Origin of the sequence: Neptuniibacter marinus (assembly GCF_965223595.1) — a bacterium.
Taxonomy (GTDB): domain Bacteria; phylum Pseudomonadota; class Gammaproteobacteria; order Pseudomonadales; family Balneatricaceae; genus Neptuniibacter; species Neptuniibacter marinus.
Map to the genome: position 1 here is coordinate 374954 of NZ_OZ245004.1, position 18271 is coordinate 393224.

The following is an 18271-nucleotide window of genomic DNA, read 5'->3' on the forward strand; positions in this document are numbered from 1 at the left end:
AGGCTGAGTTTGTATGGTTGATACAGTTGGACAAAAAAAAGCAGAAGCTGCGCTAACACAAAGTGAGGTTGCTGCTGCGTTTGAGCACAGTGAAGCTGCGGCCGCACTGCTTGAAAGCCGTGAAAATGTAGCGATTACAGAGCAAGAGGTTGAGGAAACACCGGTAGACCTAAAAGCGCCAGAACTATATATCAACCGCGAACTTAGCCATCTTCAATTTAATATTCGAGTGCTCGAACAGGCGCTGGATGAACAGCACCCTCTGCTTGAACGTTTGATGTTTCTGTTAATCTTCTCTAGCAACCTTGATGAATTTTTTGAGATTCGTGTTGCTGAGCAGATGAAACAGCTGAAATATGGCCGAGAAGCAGTAGGGCCTGATGCGATGCACCCTAATACAGTGTTAGATCGTATTAGTGATATCTGTCATTTGGTTGTTGATCGTCAATATCGAATTTTAAACGATATGCTCTTTTTGGAGATGGAAAAGGAGAATATCCATTTTATCCGTCGTCACCTATGGACAAAAGAGCAACGGGCTTGGGTTGAAGCCTATTTCCAAGAGAAAGTGGTACCGGTGATTAGTCCCGTAGGACTTGATCCATCACACCCATTTCCTCGTCTTGTTAATAAAAGCCTAAACTTTATCGTTGAGCTTGATGGAAAAGATGCCTTTGGTCGTGAAACGGGCATGGCTATTATTCCTGCGCCTCGTTCCCTGCCGCGCTTAATTCGCCTGCCTGATGAGTTGTGTGATGGTGGGGATAACCTGATCTTCCTGTCTTCTATTATCCATGAATTCGCAGATGAGCTGTTTCCTGGTATGAAAGTCGAAGGCTGTTTTCAGTTCCGTATCACCCGAAATGCTGATATGTCATTTGATATAGAAGAGGTGGAAGATCTAGCAAACACCTTACGTGGTGAACTTCATTCGCGTAAATATGGTGATGCTGTACGACTAGAGGTTGATCAGCGTACACCAGAAAAATTAATTGAGTTTCTGCAAAAAGAATACAAGCTTGATGAGTCTCAGACCTACCGTGTTAATGGCCCGGTGAACCTGACGCGTCTAATGGCTGTTCGAGATTTAGTTGAGCGTAATGACCTTCGTTGGAAGCCATTCTCACCGGGTGTGCCTGGTAAACTTAAAGGTGATAATGTTTTTGATGCATTGAAATCTGGCGACCAACTGTTAATGCACCCATTCCAATCGTTTACGCCAGTGGTCGATTTACTACGTCAAGCGGCTAAAGATTCAGATGTTGTTGCTATCAAACAAACGCTTTACCGTACGGGTGTTAAATCCGATATTGTTAATGCTCTAGTTGAAGCTGCTCGGTCAGGTAAAGAGGTGACAGTTGTAATCGAGTTGAGAGCTCGCTTTGATGAGGAGAGTAATCTGCATTTAGCGGCACGCCTGCAAGAAGCCGGCTGTCTCGTTGTGTACGGTGTAGTGGGTTACAAGTGCCATGCGAAAGCGGTGCTTATTATCCGTGAAGAGGGACAAAAGCTAGTACGTTACTCCCATTTAGGTACAGGTAATTATCACTCGGGAACAGCTCGCCTTTATACCGATTATAGTTATTTAACTGCCGATCAAGAGGTGGGTGAAGACGTACATAAAGTCTTTCAGCAGCTAACGGGTATGGGTAAGATACAGAAGCTTAAAAAACTGTATAACGCACCCTTTACATTGCATGCAAAAATGATCGAGCTGATTCGTAATGAAGCCCGTTTAGCTAAATCAGGAAAGCCAGGTCATATTATGGTTAAAGTTAACGGCTTAACTGAGCCTAAAATGATTCGAGCGCTTTATGAAGCCTCGGCTGCGGGTGTTAAAGTTGATCTAATTATTCGTGGTATGTGTCGCTTACGTCCGGGCATCGAAGGCTTATCCGATAATATTCATGTACGTTCCATTATTGGACGATTCCTTGAACATACTCGGGTCTATTATTTTGGTAATAACGGTAAACCAGAAGTATTCTGTGCAAGTGCCGATTGGATGGAGCGTAACATGCTTAATCGTGTGGAAACCGGCTTCCAAGTATTTGGCAAGCATGCAGAACGCTTAAAACGCGAACTTGATTACTATATGAAAGATAACTGTCAAAGCTGGGAATTGCAGGCAGATGGTAGTTATCTGCAAAATCAGCCAGGTGAGAATGAAGAGGTTTTCTCTGCACAGCAGACATTATTGGAAGAGTTTGCTCGATAAAGAGAGCTGTAGTTTTAGAGTAATAACAAGCCCAACCTAAGTGTTGGGCTTTTTTATTCTTACCAGATTTAAGTGATCTTAATTATCCCTATTTTAATAAAGCGGTGTAACCTTCTTTATAGTTGGGGTATTTAAAGATGTAGCCACTCTCTTTTAAACGTCGGTTGCTGCAACGTTTACTACCGGCTCGTCGGGTTGCAGACTCAGAGGTTATCTTGGTATTGAGTCGCTGAGCCATCCAATGGGTTACATCATACATTGTGGCCGGAGTGTCATCGGTGGCGAGATAAATAGTCTCCAAGGGTTCGCCAGCTAAGGCTTTTGTGATTAAGTGTGCAAGCACGCCAGCACAGTCATCACGATGAATTCTATTTGTAAATTGTATAGGGGAATTTGGAGCCGCATCTCCCCAGCTTACCCTGTTTAATAAGTGATTACGCCCCGGTCCATAAATTCCAGTAAAGCGTACCACCGTCGCTGGGTATTCTGTACTTAACGCTGTTTCTTCCGCTTCTAACATTATCTGCCCACTAAACGTAGAAGGTAAACAAGGACTTTGTTCATCAACCCAGCTGTGATCATTTTGGTGGTAGACACCTGAGCTAGAGGTAAAAAATAGATGTTTAGGTGGAGCGTCTAGGCTGTTAATAATTTTTTTTAGGCCATCTACATAAGTTTGTTGATAATCTTCAGGGGTAAAGCTAGGTGCAGAGGCCGCATAAACGACAATATCGCAATGAATATCTTGTAACTTTGCTTTCAGATCATCAAATTGTGATAGATCTGCGCTTATTCCTTGGATGCCTTGCGGAAGCTGGTTTATATTACGTCTCAGGCCAATGACTTTTTTTCCTTGAGTAGTTAATAACTGACCTAAGGTTGAACCTACATCGCCACAACCTGCGATCAGAATAGTGTGTTGTTGTGTATTCAGTTGCATAAGGCCTCCAATTAACCAAATGGCATCATAGCAAAGGATAACGCTGAATGACTCTAACAGAACTGCGATATATTGTGACGTTGGCCCGAGAACAGCATTTTGGCCACGCTGCAGAAAAATGCTTTGTCAGCCAGCCCACCTTATCTATCGCGGTCAAAAAATTAGAAGAGGAACTCGGTGTCCCTCTATTTGAACGGAGTAAAAACTCAGTCCGTTTGACGCCAGTAGGTGAGAAAGTTGTCCAGCAGGCGCAACGTGTTCTAGAGCAGGCTGATACAATCAAAGACTTGGCGCTGGAAGGAAAAGATCAATTAAAAAGCCCGTTAAGGGTCGGAGCAATTTATACGATTGGACCTTATCTATTTCCACATCTTGTATCAGAAGTGCAGAAGTTAGCACCGAATATGCCGCTGTATATCGAAGAAAACTTCACAGAAAGCCTGCGTTTGAAGATTCGTAATGGTGAGCTAGATGCGATTATTGTTGCTTTGCCTTTTAGTGAGCCGGATATCCTTACACGCCCTTTATATGATGAAGATTTTGAAATGTTGATGCCAAAGACCCACCCTTGGGCTCAATATAAAACGATTAATAGTGAAGAGCTGCCACAAACACCTTTGTTATTGCTGGGTGAAGGACACTGTTTTCGCGATCAAGTATTGGAATCCTGCCCAACGCTTTCGCAAACCATGCATGATCAACATACCATCACCGAGGGAAGTTCACTTGAGACAATACGTATGATGGTGGGGTCAGGGTTGGGGTGTTCAGTATTACCCCAGTCAGCTGTTTATGGCCCCGCTACTTCTGATCTTGTTGTTACGCGTCCCTTTAAAGATCCCGTGCCGCAGCGAACTGTTGGGGTAGCATGGCGTGCGAGCTACCCTCGGCCACAAGCAATCGATGTATTGATTGAGGCGATTGGTAGTTTTAACCCTGCGAGTAAACGATGACGACATCTCTAGCCGATATACCGGTTAGCGAGCTTAAAGGTGTAGGAGTTGCACTAGAAATTAAGCTCCATAACTTAGGTATTCGTACCTTGCAGGATCTCCTTTTTCACCTGCCTTTACGATACCAAGATCGAACGCATATTGTGCCTATAGGTGCTTTAAGGCCGGGAGATGAATGTGTTATTGAGGGTGAGGTAAAGCTGGCTGATGTGAGCAAAGGGCGCCGCCGTAGTTTGCTTTGTCGGATTCAAGATGGGACAGGTATGCTGACCCTACGCTTTTTTCATTTCTCTGCGGCACAGAAGAATAACCTTAAACCGGGGGTACGGATCCGCTGTTTTGGTGAGGCACGTACTGGTGCGAATGGTTTAGAGATTGTTCACCCTGAATATAAAAAGGTTGATCCTGCTGACCTTGTGCCAGTGGAAGAACACCTTACGCCGGTCTATCCCACGACTGAAGGACTTCATCAAGGACGTTTAAGAGCCTTAACTGAACAGGCGTTAGGCTATCTTGAACAGGGCGCTTTACAAGAACTTGTCCCCGAATCGTTAAGGCAAGGTTGGCAGTTTCCGGGGTTGGATAGCGCCGTTGCCTTTCTACATCGACCTCCGGTTGATGCAGAAAAACAACTTTTATTAGAAGGTATGCATCCAGCGCAGAGACGTTTGGCGTTTGAGGAGCTGCTAGCCCACCACCTATCGCTGTTGAAGCTACGTCAAAAAACTCGTCAAAAAGGCGCACCAGAGTTACCGGGCAGTGGTGAGCTGAAAGATAAGTTTCTACACCAGTTACCTTTTCCGCTGACGGGGGCTCAAGCTCGAGTGAGTGACGAAGTCGCTGCTGACCTCTCTCAAGCCTTCCCTATGCTGCGTTTGGTTCAAGGGGATGTAGGTTCAGGTAAAACGGTTGTGGCGGCTCTCGCGGCTATTCAGTCCGTCGAGAGTGGGCTTCAAGCTGCGGTCATGGCTCCAACTGAGATCCTTGCGGAACAGCATTTTTTGAATTTTAGCCAATGGCTAGAACCTTTAGGGGTTAAGGTCGCTTGGTTAGCGGGAAAGCTCAAAGGTAAAGGGCGGAAAGAACAGCTTGAGTTAATCCGTAGCGGTGAGGCACGGGTGGTTGTAGGTACCCATGCGCTCTTTCAGGAAGAGGTGGTGTTTTCTGACTTAGGATTGATCGTGATTGATGAACAGCATCGTTTTGGCGTGCATCAACGCTTATCTTTGCGGGAGAAGGGGCGCAATGGTGAATTGGCGCCTCATCAGTTAATTATGACGGCGACACCTATTCCGCGAACCTTAACAATGAGCGCTTACGCCGATTTAGATTGCTCAATTATTGATGAATTACCACCCGGTCGAACACCTGTTAATACAGTGGTAATTGCTGATAACCGCCGCGAAGAGGTTATTCAGCGGGTGAGGAATGCCTGCAAAGAAAAGCGTCAGGTTTATTGGGTGTGTACGCTGATCGAAGAATCTGAAGCTTTACAATGTCAAGCAGCAGAGGTCACAGCTGAAACGTTAAAAGAAACTTTATCCGAACTAAGAGTGGGCTTAGTGCATGGTCGTATGAAGCCGGCAGAAAAAGCAGAAATTATGCGTCAGTTTAAAGCGGCTGAGTTAGATTTGCTGGTGGCCACTACGGTGATTGAAGTGGGTGTGGATGTACCTAATGCTAGCGTGATGATTATTGAAAACCCCGAGCGGCTTGGTTTAGCTCAGCTCCATCAGCTACGAGGACGTGTAGGGCGAGGCTCGGTAGAGAGCCATTGTGTGTTGATGTACCATGCGCCACTTTCTAATCAGGGGCGTGAGCGGTTAAGTGTGATGCGGGAAACTACCGACGGTTTTCGTATTGCCGAGAAAGACCTTGAATTGCGTGGCCCCGGTGAAGTTTTAGGAACAAGACAGACAGGCGTAATGCAGTTTAAAATGGCGGATCTACAACGGGATTCTGACCTGTTAGTGCGGGTCAAAGCCTTAGCCTCTCAAATGCAAGATTGGCCTGACAGTTCTGAATCTCTGGTCCAGCGCTGGTTGGGTCGGGGTGAGGATTATGGCAACGTATAATTATCCCAAATATCAATAAGCTTTTGCTGATAGATAGTTGTGATATTCCATTGATAATGAGAAGTGCTTTGATTAAACCGACAGAACAGCAATTAGAACTTATATGCCAGCAACTAGGGCGTACACCACGAGGTTTAGCAGGAATTGCCGTACAGAATGAGCAGGGTGTTCCCCTCGTTTTACAGATGGAGGCTTTAGTTGATGATAAGCCGTTTCCGACTCTATTTTGGTTATCGAGTAAAGATATCTACCAAGCGATAGCGGAGATTGAGACTTCAGGAACTGTAAAGCAGTTGGAGCAGGAGTTGCTGGAAGATGAAGCTCTTCTTTCTGAGCACCTTGCCGATCAGCAACGTTATGTGGATCTGCGCTGGTCCACCGTAACTGATGATCAAAAATTACGAATTGATCATTTAGGTTTTACTCATCTCTATCAACAGTATGGGATCGGCGGTATCTCCCAGTGGGATAAAATCCGCTGCCTGCATATGCAGTATGCCTATCATCTGGCTGAAGGCTCCGTGATTGGACGAATATTAGATCAGCGCTTTGATCTTGCCTCCCTAAAAGTAACACGTTAAATGACCAGTAGAAATCTTATCTACGGAAAGTTGCTAACTTCTTGTTTATACTCAAGGGGCCGTTGTCGTTAATTACACAGGAGTTTTAAATGCTTAGCCGGACTATGCGCAGCATGTGTGGGTGTTTTTTAGTACTCTTTGGTTTATCACTGCATCTTAACGCGGCTACGGTTACTTATGATTTTAGTTCTGGTAATCACACCTCTTTACGAGGTAGTAATACAACGCTTACTGCGACTAGTGATCTAAGCAGCTTTACTGACTCCAATATAAATACTCAGAACGGTTCAAGTGCCAGTTATAGCGCCTCTACTCGCCGCCATTATCCGAAAATGTTGTATCGATTTTCGATCAATGAAGATGCAGCCGATATTAATTCCATTGCCGCTACATGGGTCGGGCTGGGTGATCATTCGAGTAATGGTCAGCGGGGCGCTCGACTCTATATCCGTAATTTTAATGGTAGTTTTGAGCAGCTTGATAGTAGCAGAAGCTCAAGTCTTGATACGTTGACTGGATCGGTCTCTTCTAATATCTCTAATTACATCGATAATGGAGAAATTGAAATATTATCGGTTAACCGTGGGCGGAAACAGAATAATAATCAAAGCGCTACACACTATACCGATTATGTGAAAATTGAGTTAGAAACCACGTCAATAGCTCTGCCTAGCCCGCGTTTAGAGTATCAGTTTGATGACTGTTCACTGGCAACGGGTGTAACCGATAGCGCAAGTTTTTATGATGGTACGGCAAATAGTGCCGATAGCACAGATAGTGTGGCGCAGATTAATCGAAGTTTAGATCTTAGCGAAACCGGCGCGCTTGATTGGATTACTGTGCCGCAAAGCGCAGTAAACGGGTTAAATGACTTTAGTTTCTCTGTTTGGATTAAAACCGCCGTTTCTAAATCTCAGCAAGAGATTTTTCATGCCTTAGGAAGTTCTACCAGTGATGATGAGATTGAGATCTATCTCGTTAATAGTACTCAAGTGAGGCTGAACGTAGGAGATAGCGGTACGACAATCAACGCGGGCACTACACTGACCGATGACAGTTGGCATCATTTACTCGTAACCCGTAGCGGCAATGGGATGTGCCTCTATGTCGATGGCGGGCTCGCGGGTTGCCACACCTCAGGTAGTGCAGGACAGATTTCGATCAATAATGCTTCGGCGGTTGTGATAGGACAAGAGCAAGACGCCTTTGGCGGGAGTTTCAGTAGCAGCCAAGCTTTTGATGGTTATATGGATGAATTTAAAATTTATGCTGCTGAGTTAGATGCCTCTCATGCTAGCCAAATCTATATGAACGAAGGTAATGGTTTAAATGCCGACGGCAGTGCCCGCGAACCAGTAACCTGCATTAGTGTATTACCGACGCCATTAGCAGAATATCGTTTAGATGAAGGGAGTTGGAGCGGTGCCAGTGGTGAAATATTAGATAATATGGGCAGTAATAACGGCTCTATTGTTGATACTGGTAGCGGAAATGTCAGCAGTATTTTTGACGGTAAGATCTGCCGAGCAGGGGCTATCGGCCAAAATACATCAACCGCTGAACAGTATGCGATTGATACCACAATCGACATTGATGACCAGGTAGGTAATACAGGGACGATCAGCTTTTGGTACCGGTCTTCTACCACATGGGGTTCAGATGGTCGTAAAGTATTACTTAGTGCTGCAACAGCGAATCCAAACAATAAGTATTTTTTCTTAACAGAAGAGACAAATAGCCGTTTAAGGTTTGGTTTGGAAAATGCCTCGGACGCTGATTATCGCTTCTTCTCCTCAAATACATTTAGCTATGGTTCATCTGATTGGGTGCACCTTGTTGTAACATGGGATATGAACAACCAGCAAATGCAGCTATTTGTAAATGGGGTACAGGAGATAAACAGCAGTATTCCATCAAATCAGGATATTGGTGAACTGCTGTCGCTTTATGTAGGTGATAATCGTGGTAGTTATATTGCGGGTGCAGGTGCCAATTCTGCACATGGTGATGTGGATGAAATACTTATCTTTGATTCTGTATTAAGCAACGCAGATATATCTACTATCTACACTAATCAAAATGCAGGCAAAAACTATGATGGTTCTTTGCGGTCCGGTTGTGTTGCGTTAGCCGATTGGCATTTTGATGAAAGTGGTTGGAATGGAACCGCTGACGAAGTTGAAGATAGTAGTAATGATAACCACGGAGTGGCTCAAAATGCTGATACAATTTCCTCTGGAGCTATTTGTCGGGCGGGTGATTTCGATGGTATTGCGGATTATTTATCGGCTACTGATCTGTCGCAGTTACAGACGACTGCGAGTTTGAGCTTTTGGATTAAAACCACTCAAGTTGGAAATAATGTAGCTTGGCGAGCACCGGGAGTGGCAGGTATAGAGGAAAACGGTGGTGCTGATGATATCTTTTGGGGGTGGATCGATGCATCAGGGCATATAGGGTTGACCGTGGGAGATGATTACGGGACGACCAAGTCTAATGCAGTGATCAATGATGATGATTGGCACCATGTGGTTTTAACACGAGAGGCAGTGTCGGGTGAATATAAAATTTACATCGACGGAGCGTTGGATAAAAGCGGAACAAGCTCTACGGGTGATATTGGTAATGGCTTTTCATCCATCGGACGTATGGAGAATACCCAAGGGACGCCCGTTTACTTCGAAGGTCAGTTGGATGAAGTTATTATTTTTGAAGATGTATTAGCCGATAGTGATGTCAGCGATATCTATGCCAATCAAGTTGCGGGTAAAAACTGGAATGGTACTCTTCGAGAAGAGTGCGCTTCGGCAGTCTCCTACTACGAGATCAGCCATAGCTCACCTGCTCTTACCTGTGAAGCGGCGACTGTAACCATTACAGCTAAAGATGAAACAGGACAAAGTATTGCGCCTGAAAGTGGCACCACGATTAGCTTATCGAGTGAATTAGTTTCTGGTGCTAATGTAGCCAATACCTTTAGCCCAGCAACCTACACCTTTGATGGCACATCCATGGCGACCACGGTTCAGTTGATACGTACCTCCGTTGGAGTGCTTGATATCGATGTGGATGATGGCTCGGCAACGGATCGTGACGGAGATATTACTGATCCCGATATTGAGTATGCTGACGCCGCATTTAAGTTTTATGCCGATGGAGTGTTGGATGGGATCGATATTCAGATTGCCGGTAAGCTGAATAATATCGCGCCGAACGCCCAAGTTGTAACAATTAAAGCGATTCAGACTGACCCTGACACGGGTAGATGCACGGCATTGAAGCCCGGATCGGGCATTAATGTTGGATTTGGTTACCAATGCATATCGCCCAATACGTGCGCTGCTGATGATGCCTTGTTTGTGAACGGTAATGGGACTCCTGCGCCTGGTGTTGATCTAGCAGGAACTCCAACTTATGTTACTTCTGCTGTTGATTTCAATGCTGCCGGTGAGGGTGAAATCGTTTTTGATTATAGAGATGCTGGGCAAATTCAGCTGTTTGCGCAAGCCGAGGTAGAGGTGACCGGAGGGAGCGGTACAGCGACAATTGCGGGCAGTAGTAACTCGTTTATCGTTAGACCTTTTGCCTTTGGGTTTTCTTCTATTCAGGCCGGTTCAGTAGATAATCCACAAGGTGATGAGACTTCAGGTTCTGGCTTTACCTCTGCTGGAAGCGATTTCGATGTCACTGTTAATGCCTATCTTTACCAAACGGCTTACGACACAGATCAAAATGGTGTGCCTGATGCAGGTGTGGATGTCACTGTAGGTAATGACGTGACGCCTAATTTCGCTGGCGATGTTGAGTTAAGTGTTGATTCTTTTACACCGGCGAGTGGTATAGAAGGTAATTTAACAGGTGAGACTCCTCTAACGTTTGAGTCATATTTAACCCGAGGTGGCACGGCAGTCACCGGAACCCTTCAATATGATGAAGTGGGTAGTATCAATATAAAAGCATCCCTTGCTAATTATCTGGGTAGTATCGCCGGGGATGTTACCAGTGTGCCAGTCAAGATTGGGCGTTTCTACCCCGACCACTTTGCGATTGTTAGTGATAGTATTGTGGCAAGTTGCTCATCTTCATTTACTTATATGCAGCAACCTTTTGCTGAGTTTAAGTACACTATAGAGGCTCGGCCAGCAGGGGTAACTGATAGTACGGCGAGTGATGAGCGTCGGATTACTCAAAATTATGATTATAACGAATACAGCGGGACTGCAACTATTCAAGCAGAAGCTGAAAATGATAATTTAGGTATAGATTTAGGCGGGAGGCTGGGAGGTTATTCTAATAGTGATAATTGGCAATTGGGTGAATATACCTTTGATAGCACAAGCACCTTCTTTAGCCGAAATCCAGATGCGGCGGGGCTAGAAGATGGCCCGTTTAATAAACTTCAGCTAGGCCTAAGTATTTCAAGTGAGCGAGATACTAGAGGGTTCTCTACGAGCGAACTTACAATGAATGCTGCAGATAATAACGATTGCGTTGTCGATGGTAACTGTTCAGCGGCCGCTATAGGTGGAGAGCAAATTCTGCGTTATGGCCGCCTGCAAATTCAATCAGTTCATGGGCCTGAGAGTGAAGATCTTGAGGTACCTTTCTCTGTGCAATATTGGGATGGTAGCGCTTTTGTAACTAGCCTTGACGACAGTTGTACGGTAATACCTTTAAGCTCAATTGCTTTCGATAGTACTCTAAGTGGAGTGACTGATGCCGAGCGAACAGTGTCTGTTGGCGATGGTAGTACGATAGGCTCGTTAAATATTACAGGTGTTAATGCTGCGGCAACCGCGGGTGAATTTAATTTAGGCTTTAGTGCGCCGGGCGTTGGAACTGGAGGCGATGATAATACAGGATCTTTCCCTGTCGCAGTGGTCAATCTTGATGCTTGGTTACGCTATGATTGGAATCAAGATGGTAGTGGCGATGATGCTAACCTTCCGGATGCAATAGTGACGTTTGGACGTGCACGCGGCAGTGATCGTATGATCTTCTGGCAGGAGCGTTACCAGTAAGCTTGGGTGGTCTTTAGACAATAAAAAAGCAGGCTAGGTGAAGTGACCCCCAATAGTTGGACAACCAACTCTGGGGGTTTTTATGGCAAAGTACAGCAGAGCATTTAAAATTGCTGCAGCTAAACAATACCTTAACGGTACATCTTCCCTATCATTGGGAGCTGAACTAAACGTTCCCGCTTCTCTGATTCGTTACTGGACTCAGGTTTACCGGTTTCATGGTGAGACCGCTTTTCAACCTCCCATCTCCCCTTATTGCGCACAAGATAAACTTCGCATGCTTAATAAAATGTGGGCAGAACAATGGTCTTTAGGTTATACAAGCGCATACTACAATCTCGTATCCCCTGGTACTCTCTATGTTTGGCAGCGCCGCTATAGGTCTTCAGGCATAAAGGGATTAGAACCCAGTAAACGCGGAAAAACGTTTATGACACAACAGTCGTCACCCCCTCAGTCCTCAAAAATTAGTGAGATGACGCCCGAGGAAATGCAAAAAGAGCTTGAATACCTTAGAGCGGAGAACGCTGTTCTAAAAAAGTTAGATGCCTTGTACCTGAAAAAACAATCTCAAACCAAGAGAAAGCGTTAATCGTTCAGGAACTCAAGGCGACATTTAAGCTGACGCTTCTTTTGAAAGCGTGTGAGTTATCACGCAGTGTCTTTTACTATCAGTGTCAGGCGCTGCAGAAGCCTGATAATTACGCTCGAGAGAAAGTAGTGATTCGTCAAATTTTTGATGAACACAAGGGACGTTATGGCTACCGACGGATTCTATTGGCATTACGGGCTTTCGATATATGGTTAAATCATAAGACGGTACTGCGTCTGATGACGGCGCTGAAATTAAAGTCGATCGTTCGTCCTAAGCGCTATCAGTCCTATAAAGGCGATATAGGAAAAGGAGCACCACATGTACTGCAGCGTAATTTTGATGCGCAGAAGCCTAATGAGAAATGGGTAACGGATGTCACAGAATTTAATGTTAAAGGCCAAAAGATTTATCTGTCTCCAATCATTGATCTGTTTAATCGGGAAGTAGTGACGTATAGGACAGCAAAGTCTGCACGTTTACCGTTAGTTACAGATATGCTTGAGGAGGCCGTTGAGGGGCTTAAAGAGTGTGAGTGTCCGATATTTCACAGCGATCAGGGTTGGCAGTATCGAAATCCACTGACTCAGAAAATTCTTTCTGAGAGAGGTCTTACACAGAGTATGTCAAGAAAAGGGAACTGTTTGGATAATGCGGCCGCCGAAAGCTTTTTCGCCGTACTCAAAACAGAGATGTATCATCAACAAGAGTTTAAGAATGCAGACGACCTGATAAATCAGATCGACGAGTACATCGAGTATTACAATACAAAACGTATTAAAGTAAAACTAAAAGGCCTGACTCCGGTTGAATACCGCAAGCAGGCCTTATTAACAGCCTAATAAAAAAGTGTCCAACTTTATGGGGTCACTTCACTAGGCCTGCTTTTTTATTGTACCAAGGGAAATACAATTAGCCGGTAAGCTTAGTGTACTTTTCCATTAGCTGTGCTTCAGTTTCAACATGATCCGGATCTTTAGGGATACAGTCGACTGGGCAAACTTCAACACACTGTGGTGTGTCGTAATGACCTACACACTCAGTACATTTTGAAGGCTCAATCTCATAAATTTCATCACCTGGAGAGATTGCCTCGTTAGGGCATTCCGGCTCACATACATCACAGTTGATGCATTCGTCAGTAATGATCAATGCCATGGTGGCTACCTCACTATCACTCTATAAATTAATGGTCCAGGTGCTCACTCAGGACCTTTGCCACCGAAGGGTGTACAAACTTACTTACATCTCCACCCAAGCTTGAGATCTCACGGATCAGCGTGGAGGAAACAAAAGATAAGTGTTCCGCCGGTGTTAAAAAAATACTTTCTACATTGGGTGTCAAATGTCGGTTCATCGCAGCAAGTTGAAACTCGTACTCAAAATCCGATACTGCACGTAACCCACGCAAAATAATATTAGCGTTCTGTTGCTCAAGTAGTTCTGCTAATAGACAATCAAAACCTACAATGACGATGTTATCAAGGTGTTCAGTCACTTCACGAACCAATGCTACACGTGTTTCTAAGGATAGCATGGGTTGTTTTTTGGGGCTTTCAGCAACTGAGACAACGACTTTATCGAAAAGTTTGGCTGCACGTTGAATAATATCAGCATGGCCATTCGTTATTGGGTCAAAAGTTCCTGGATAAACAGCAATATTCATATATGGTTCACAGGAGTTATTGTCTACTTAAAACTCGCTAATCAAGTTCTAGTGACATAGCAAGTTTGCGATTGCGGCATATTATCCGAATTGTTCGGGCTGTACAAATACTATAATGGAATGTGTTGATCTCTATCGGTTATAAAAAAACAATTTATTATTACAAATAACTATAAGTATTTTAGGGGTATTAGTGTGATTCGGTCATGGAGAATAGGTTTTGTTGCTCTGATATTGGTCGCTTTATCAGGGTGCCAAGCTTTGCAAAAAGTTGATCAGGGTTTATATCAAGTGGCGGAGTCTGTTAGTGAGCGTGATCGCATTACTGGGCGGCGTAGTTTGAGTATGGCTAATCGTAGTGCGCAGATCGAGCAGGGAAATGCCTATGTTGAAAAGATCATCGCACAAGAGCAAAAAAATAAACGTCCGATCAATGCAGCAATTAGCCGGACGCAATATCAGCGCCTTGTTCGTGTCTTTGACCGTATTCACCAAGTCTCTCATCTGAAGCAAGAGCGTTGGCAGCCGCTGCTAATTAAGCGTAATTCATTTAACGCATTTACTACAGGTGGCACTTATATTGTTGTTCACTCGCAGTTGATGACGGATTTGAAAGATGATGCCGAGCTTGCCGCTGTACTGGGGCATGAGATAGCACATACTGTGGCTAATCATGTTTATGAGCGTCAAACACATGCACAGGTTAGTGCCTTGGTTGGTTCTAATTCTGCGGGCCGTAGTGGATATCAAGCTGCATTTACCCATGAAAGTGAGCGAGAAGCGGACCGTATTGGTATTTTGTATACAGCGCTGGCGGGTTATGACCCTCTCGCTGCAAGCCGTATTTGGCAGCGTAAATATACGCAGGAGGGGAATGCTCGTGCGCTGTTTCACCATGATCACCCTGTGAATGCCGAACGTTATCAAGAAGCAAAAGCTGTAGGTACAAAGGTACTGCCCTATTACAAAAAGAATCAAATTAATCCACGCGCTGCTGCCCTGCTAGATAATAATGTGCTGTGGCAAAAAAATAATAATGAAGTTGCTGCAGGTGAAGGGGGTGGGGTTACAGCATTGTTATCGACTGCTCTAGGCGCATATGTTCAGCATCAGCAAGCTAAAGGTGAAGAGTTACGTCAGCTTCAGCAAGCGAATTTTGTTAAGTCGGTGGAGTCTGTTCTCAAGGTTGAGTCAACGCGTAAGGCGGGGTCTCATCTTTTAGATACCCGTTGGCGCTATGCTGCTAATGGACCTACTTTAACTAATGTTGTGATGGGGTTGTATCTAAAACGTAATGGAAAAATAGAGCGTTATGTTTCCCATGTGAACGGGTATATAAAACCAGGACAAGTTTTTACAGCGAAGTTTTCACTGCCAAACTCGCTTAATGTTGATGACCTTAAAAAATACAGCGCCAAGTTATATTTAGACGATGTGCAAGCTGCACGTTAATTTTACTTTATATAAGTGTTTTTATAAGAGACTTAATCTTTCTGTAACTTATTGAGTGTAGTGACTACTATATAATGCGTATCTGATTTAGTGGACGGTAGTTAAAGGTATATGTCACGAAGGACCAAAGAAGAAGCAGAACAAACACGCCAGTTGCTTTTGGATACAGCATTAACTTTATTTGCTGAGAGAGGTATCTCTAATACTAGCTTGAAGGATGTTGCGTCAGCGGCGGGGCTGACTCACGGTGCGCTTTATTGGCATTTTAAAAACCGTACCAACCTTGTTGAGGCGCTGTATGATGAATGTCGTTTTCCTATAGACGATATATTTATCGATCAGCTGCAATCGGCACGACAAGATGCGTTAGAGTCATTGGGTGAATTTATCACGCAGTGGAGCGCGCTCATATTAGCCGAAGGGCGCCCTGCACGTATCTGGCAGGTTTTCCATCAAGGTGTTGCTCACACAGTTGAGCTACAAGCAATCTCGGATAAGATTCGGGATGAACACCGAGAGTGGTTACATCTATTAGCAAAAATTGTTAAAAAAGCACGTAAGCAGAAGCGGATTGCTCAGAAGCCTTCACGGGGAGGCGATCCTATACCGGCCGCAGCTTTAGGTTTGATTATGGGTATTACAACAAGTATTCGTAATACGGGATCTGGATTGGTCGATAGTAAGCAGCAAATTAAATATCTTACTCAGCACTTTTTATATGGTTTGGAGATATAAGCAGAATAATAAATGCTTATATCTCAGATTCTGAGATTCGTTGATATAGGCGGTAAGTAACCTGCCCCGCCGTTTTTTTACGATGCTCATGCCAATGGGCTGGAACGTTGGGGTCTATAAGTTCTGCTTCGGTTTCAATGTAGATATAAGCGTTGTCGCGGAGCAAATTTCTCTTTTCCAGTAGTTCACAGCAGGGAGCTATTAGGTTTTTCCTAAAGGGTGGGTCCATAAAGATTAGGTCATACTGACTTTCCTGATCTTGTAGTCGAGACTCCAGCCATTCTAGTACATCAGCTTGAATAACCTCTCCATTTTGAGCTTTTAAACGCTGTAGATTGTTATTTAATTGACGAGCGGCTGCCGTATCTTTCTCTATAAAGGTGGTACGTTCCGCTCCTCGAGAGAGAGCCTCCAAGCCCAGAGCACCACTACCGCTAAACAGATCTAAAGATTGAGCGCCGGGTACAATCGTTTGTATCCAATTAAATAGTGTTTCTCTGACACGATCAGGTGTAGGGCGTAAGCCTTCTATGGCTAAAAACTCAAGTTTACGTCCTCTCCATTCACCACCAATAATACGTAGCTGAGAGCTTGGTGCAGATGGTTTGCCTTGTTTGCGACGAGGTGGGTTTTTATGGCTCATTTATGGTCCTTAAAGCACTGGTGATTGGAAAAGGCTAATAGGTTGCGATCTATCCAGTGCTTGCTGTGTCTGCTTAATAATATCATCCGCGTCTTGATCTAGAATCTGATCAATATAGATTTCCATTGTATCAGTTGGCAGCTGATAAAAAGCGATTAAGCTCAAAGCGGTGACTTGGTTCATATTGTCACGCATACGTTCTTGCCAGTTTGCTGCGAGTCGGTTTTTACTCTGCTCAACTAAATCCTCATTAATCTGTTGCTGTAGTTGAGGCAGAATAGGCTCGGGGTTCTGCTCGCCTTCAAAAATAAGCGCCTGAAAACCTATATCCTTGAGGGAAGCCCAGAGAATGCGGAAGTTTAGTTTGTGTTGTTCTTTGTATTCGGTCAGTAGATCTTGCACGACTTGAGCGGTAATGCGGTGCGTAACAAAGTCCTGTGATGCTCGCGGAGGAAGAGATTGCCCAAGCAGTAAACGGAATCTATCGCCTAGGCTTTGTTCGCGAACCAGCGCGGCGCTATTAATTTGAGCTTTTTGGGTTTGGTGTGATTGTAGCGAGTGTGGCAGTTGCTCCTCAATAACCTCAACATAATCCTCCGCATCCTCTCCACTGATAGCAAATATAGGTGCGTCAAATAACCCAAGATAGGCGTCGTTAAGCAGACTGAGTACGGCAGTATTATTACTGGGTTGGAGTTGTTGATAGAAATAGTTAATCAATTTTTGTTCTTCTGATTGATCAGCCAAATAGTAACGTGCCTGAATTTTTGTAAACGGCTCCTTCCAGCGAACACTATCAACCGGCTTATTTAGGGTTTGCCATATAGTGTTGAGCTCTGGTAATGGTTGGCCGCTAGCCCAAGATAAAGTAACTTCGATACGGTCTTGCTTAGGATTGACGTTATAACTATAGGTGGGGCTGGCTAAAGACCGTAAACGTTGCTGTAAAATTAAGCTTTTTAATTGCTGAAGTTGTTGTTGAGTATTATTGAGCGCTGGCTGAGTAGCTAAAAGAAAAACCAGCTGCATCGGTTGGTCGTCCAGTTCCATCCAATAGATGGTTTTACTGTCGTTGTTTTCGATGCTGTGATACTTAACCGCACCGGGTCCCATCGATGAAAGAATAAGAATGGCAATGAGGCTGAACCATACTAAGCCTACAAGATATTTGCGATTGAAAATGGGGCGGTACTCGTTTGTCATCTTGAAGATTCTCAGGCACTAAATGTTCATATAACGGCGCTTTGGCTTAAACCAATTTGGCCTAAGCATAAAGATAGAACCGCTTGGGTCTCTGATCTGGGTTATGCTGCCGATTTACTGTGATAAGATACCAGACTTTGTCGATGAACTGCTGATTTTTCAGTTGTTATAAGGTAATTGAGAGTGGATAGC

At 44.4% G+C, this 18271-nt stretch carries 14 protein-coding genes; 9 read left to right on the forward strand and 5 right to left on the reverse strand.

The window, feature by feature from the left end:
• The first annotated feature begins 13 nt into the window (after positions 1-13).
• Complete coding sequence (gene ppk1 / locus ACOQOE_RS01745) at positions 14-2218, forward strand: polyphosphate kinase 1 (protein ID WP_231867994.1); 2205 nt, start codon at positions 14-16, stop codon at positions 2216-2218.
• Between the two features lie 88 nt (positions 2219-2306).
• Here ppk1 and ACOQOE_RS01750 read toward each other — a convergent pair whose 3' ends face one another.
• The gene (locus ACOQOE_RS01750) at positions 2307-3158 is read right to left on the reverse strand and encodes an SDR family oxidoreductase (protein WP_420554760.1); all 852 of its coding nucleotides are present in this window, start codon (positions 3156-3158) and stop codon (positions 2307-2309) included.
• A gap of 47 nt (positions 3159-3205) precedes the next feature.
• Here ACOQOE_RS01750 and ACOQOE_RS01755 point away from each other — a divergent pair, with 47 nt between their 5' ends.
• The 6 genes from ACOQOE_RS01755 to ACOQOE_RS01780 all read left to right on the forward strand — a co-directional run bounded on the left by ACOQOE_RS01755 (position 3206) and on the right by ACOQOE_RS01780 (position 13222).
• Entirely contained in the window at positions 3206-4111 is a 906-nt protein-coding gene (locus tag ACOQOE_RS01755; protein WP_420554761.1) for a hydrogen peroxide-inducible genes activator, read from the forward strand.
• Entirely contained in the window at positions 4108-6186 is a 2079-nt protein-coding gene (recG, locus tag ACOQOE_RS01760; RefSeq protein ID WP_420554762.1) for an ATP-dependent DNA helicase RecG, read from the forward strand. Before ACOQOE_RS01755 ends, recG begins: the two co-directional genes overlap by 4 nt.
• A gap of 68 nt (positions 6187-6254) precedes the next feature.
• Complete coding sequence (locus tag ACOQOE_RS01765) at positions 6255-6767, forward strand: DUF501 domain-containing protein (protein ID WP_420554763.1); 513 nt, start codon at positions 6255-6257, stop codon at positions 6765-6767.
• Between the two features lie 89 nt (positions 6768-6856).
• Positions 6857-11788, forward strand: a complete 4932-nt coding sequence (locus tag ACOQOE_RS01770) for a DUF6701 domain-containing protein (RefSeq protein WP_420554764.1) — start codon at positions 6857-6859, stop codon at positions 11786-11788.
• Between the two features lie 82 nt (positions 11789-11870).
• The gene (locus ACOQOE_RS01775) at positions 11871-12380 is read left to right on the forward strand and encodes a helix-turn-helix domain-containing protein (protein WP_420554209.1); all 510 of its coding nucleotides are present in this window, start codon (positions 11871-11873) and stop codon (positions 12378-12380) included.
• Positions 12380-13222 (forward strand): IS3 family transposase, encoded by an 843-nt coding sequence (locus tag ACOQOE_RS01780; protein ID WP_420555454.1) that lies wholly within the window; start codon positions 12380-12382, stop codon positions 13220-13222. The genes ACOQOE_RS01775 and ACOQOE_RS01780 overlap by 1 nt, the downstream gene beginning before the upstream one ends.
• A gap of 70 nt (positions 13223-13292) precedes the next feature.
• Here the strand turns inward: ACOQOE_RS01780 and ACOQOE_RS01785 are convergent, their stop codons facing one another.
• Together ACOQOE_RS01785 and coaD are read right to left on the reverse strand one after the other, a co-directional pair.
• A complete protein-coding gene (locus ACOQOE_RS01785; protein WP_067868824.1) occupies positions 13293-13538 on the reverse strand; it encodes a YfhL family 4Fe-4S dicluster ferredoxin in 246 nt (81 codons plus the stop codon).
• Positions 13539-13566: 28 nt separating this feature from the next.
• Positions 13567-14046, reverse strand: a complete 480-nt coding sequence (gene coaD / locus ACOQOE_RS01790) for a pantetheine-phosphate adenylyltransferase (protein ID WP_067868826.1) — start codon at positions 14044-14046, stop codon at positions 13567-13569.
• 195 nt (positions 14047-14241) lie between these two features.
• On the opposite strand from coaD, the gene ACOQOE_RS01795 reads away from it, so the two are divergent.
• Positions 14242-15498, forward strand: coding sequence for a M48 family metallopeptidase (locus tag ACOQOE_RS01795; RefSeq protein WP_231867995.1), 1257 nt, complete (start codon positions 14242-14244; stop codon positions 15496-15498).
• 111 nt (positions 15499-15609) lie between these two features.
• Positions 15610-16233 carry a TetR family transcriptional regulator gene (locus ACOQOE_RS01800; RefSeq protein WP_067868828.1) on the forward strand — a complete coding sequence of 208 codons (624 nt, stop codon included), beginning with the start codon at positions 15610-15612 and terminating at the stop codon, positions 16231-16233.
• A 16-nt stretch (positions 16234-16249) separates the two neighbouring features.
• Here ACOQOE_RS01800 and rsmD read toward each other — a convergent pair whose 3' ends face one another.
• Both rsmD and ACOQOE_RS01810 read right to left on the reverse strand, forming a co-directional pair.
• Positions 16250-16876: a 16S rRNA (guanine(966)-N(2))-methyltransferase RsmD gene (gene rsmD, locus ACOQOE_RS01805; RefSeq protein ID WP_067868830.1), complete on the reverse strand. Its 627-nt coding sequence runs from the start codon at positions 16874-16876 to the stop codon at positions 16250-16252.
• A gap of 9 nt (positions 16877-16885) precedes the next feature.
• A complete protein-coding gene (locus ACOQOE_RS01810) occupies positions 16886-18079 on the reverse strand; it encodes a hypothetical protein (protein ID WP_420554765.1) in 1194 nt (397 codons plus the stop codon).
• Positions 18080-18271 lie beyond the last annotated feature (192 nt).

Bases quoted from the DNA above. Each gene is read 5' to 3' on its own strand.
- ACOQOE_RS01810 (WP_420554765.1), bottom strand. From the start codon at position 18,079: ATGACAAACGAGTACCGCCCCATTTTCAATCGCAAATATCTTGTAGGC.
- coaD (WP_067868826.1), bottom strand. From the start codon at position 14,046: ATGAATATTGCTGTTTATCCAGGAACTTTTGACCCAATAACGAATGGC.
- ppk1 (WP_231867994.1), top strand. From the start codon at position 14: ATGGTTGATACAGTTGGACAAAAAAAAGCAGAAGCTGCGCTAACACAA.
- recG (WP_420554762.1), top strand. From the start codon at position 4,108: ATGACGACATCTCTAGCCGATATACCGGTTAGCGAGCTTAAAGGTGTA.
- rsmD (WP_067868830.1), bottom strand. From the start codon at position 16,876: ATGAGCCATAAAAACCCACCTCGTCGCAAACAAGGCAAACCATCTGCA.
- ACOQOE_RS01755 (WP_420554761.1), top strand. From the start codon at position 3,206: ATGACTCTAACAGAACTGCGATATATTGTGACGTTGGCCCGAGAACAG.
- ACOQOE_RS01800 (WP_067868828.1), top strand. From the start codon at position 15,610: ATGTCACGAAGGACCAAAGAAGAAGCAGAACAAACACGCCAGTTGCTT.
- ACOQOE_RS01785 (WP_067868824.1), bottom strand. From the start codon at position 13,538: ATGGCATTGATCATTACTGACGAATGCATCAACTGTGATGTATGTGAG.
- ACOQOE_RS01775 (WP_420554209.1), top strand. From the start codon at position 11,871: ATGGCAAAGTACAGCAGAGCATTTAAAATTGCTGCAGCTAAACAATAC.
- ACOQOE_RS01750 (WP_420554760.1), bottom strand. From the start codon at position 3,158: ATGCAACTGAATACACAACAACACACTATTCTGATCGCAGGTTGTGGC.
- ACOQOE_RS01770 (WP_420554764.1), top strand. From the start codon at position 6,857: ATGCTTAGCCGGACTATGCGCAGCATGTGTGGGTGTTTTTTAGTACTC.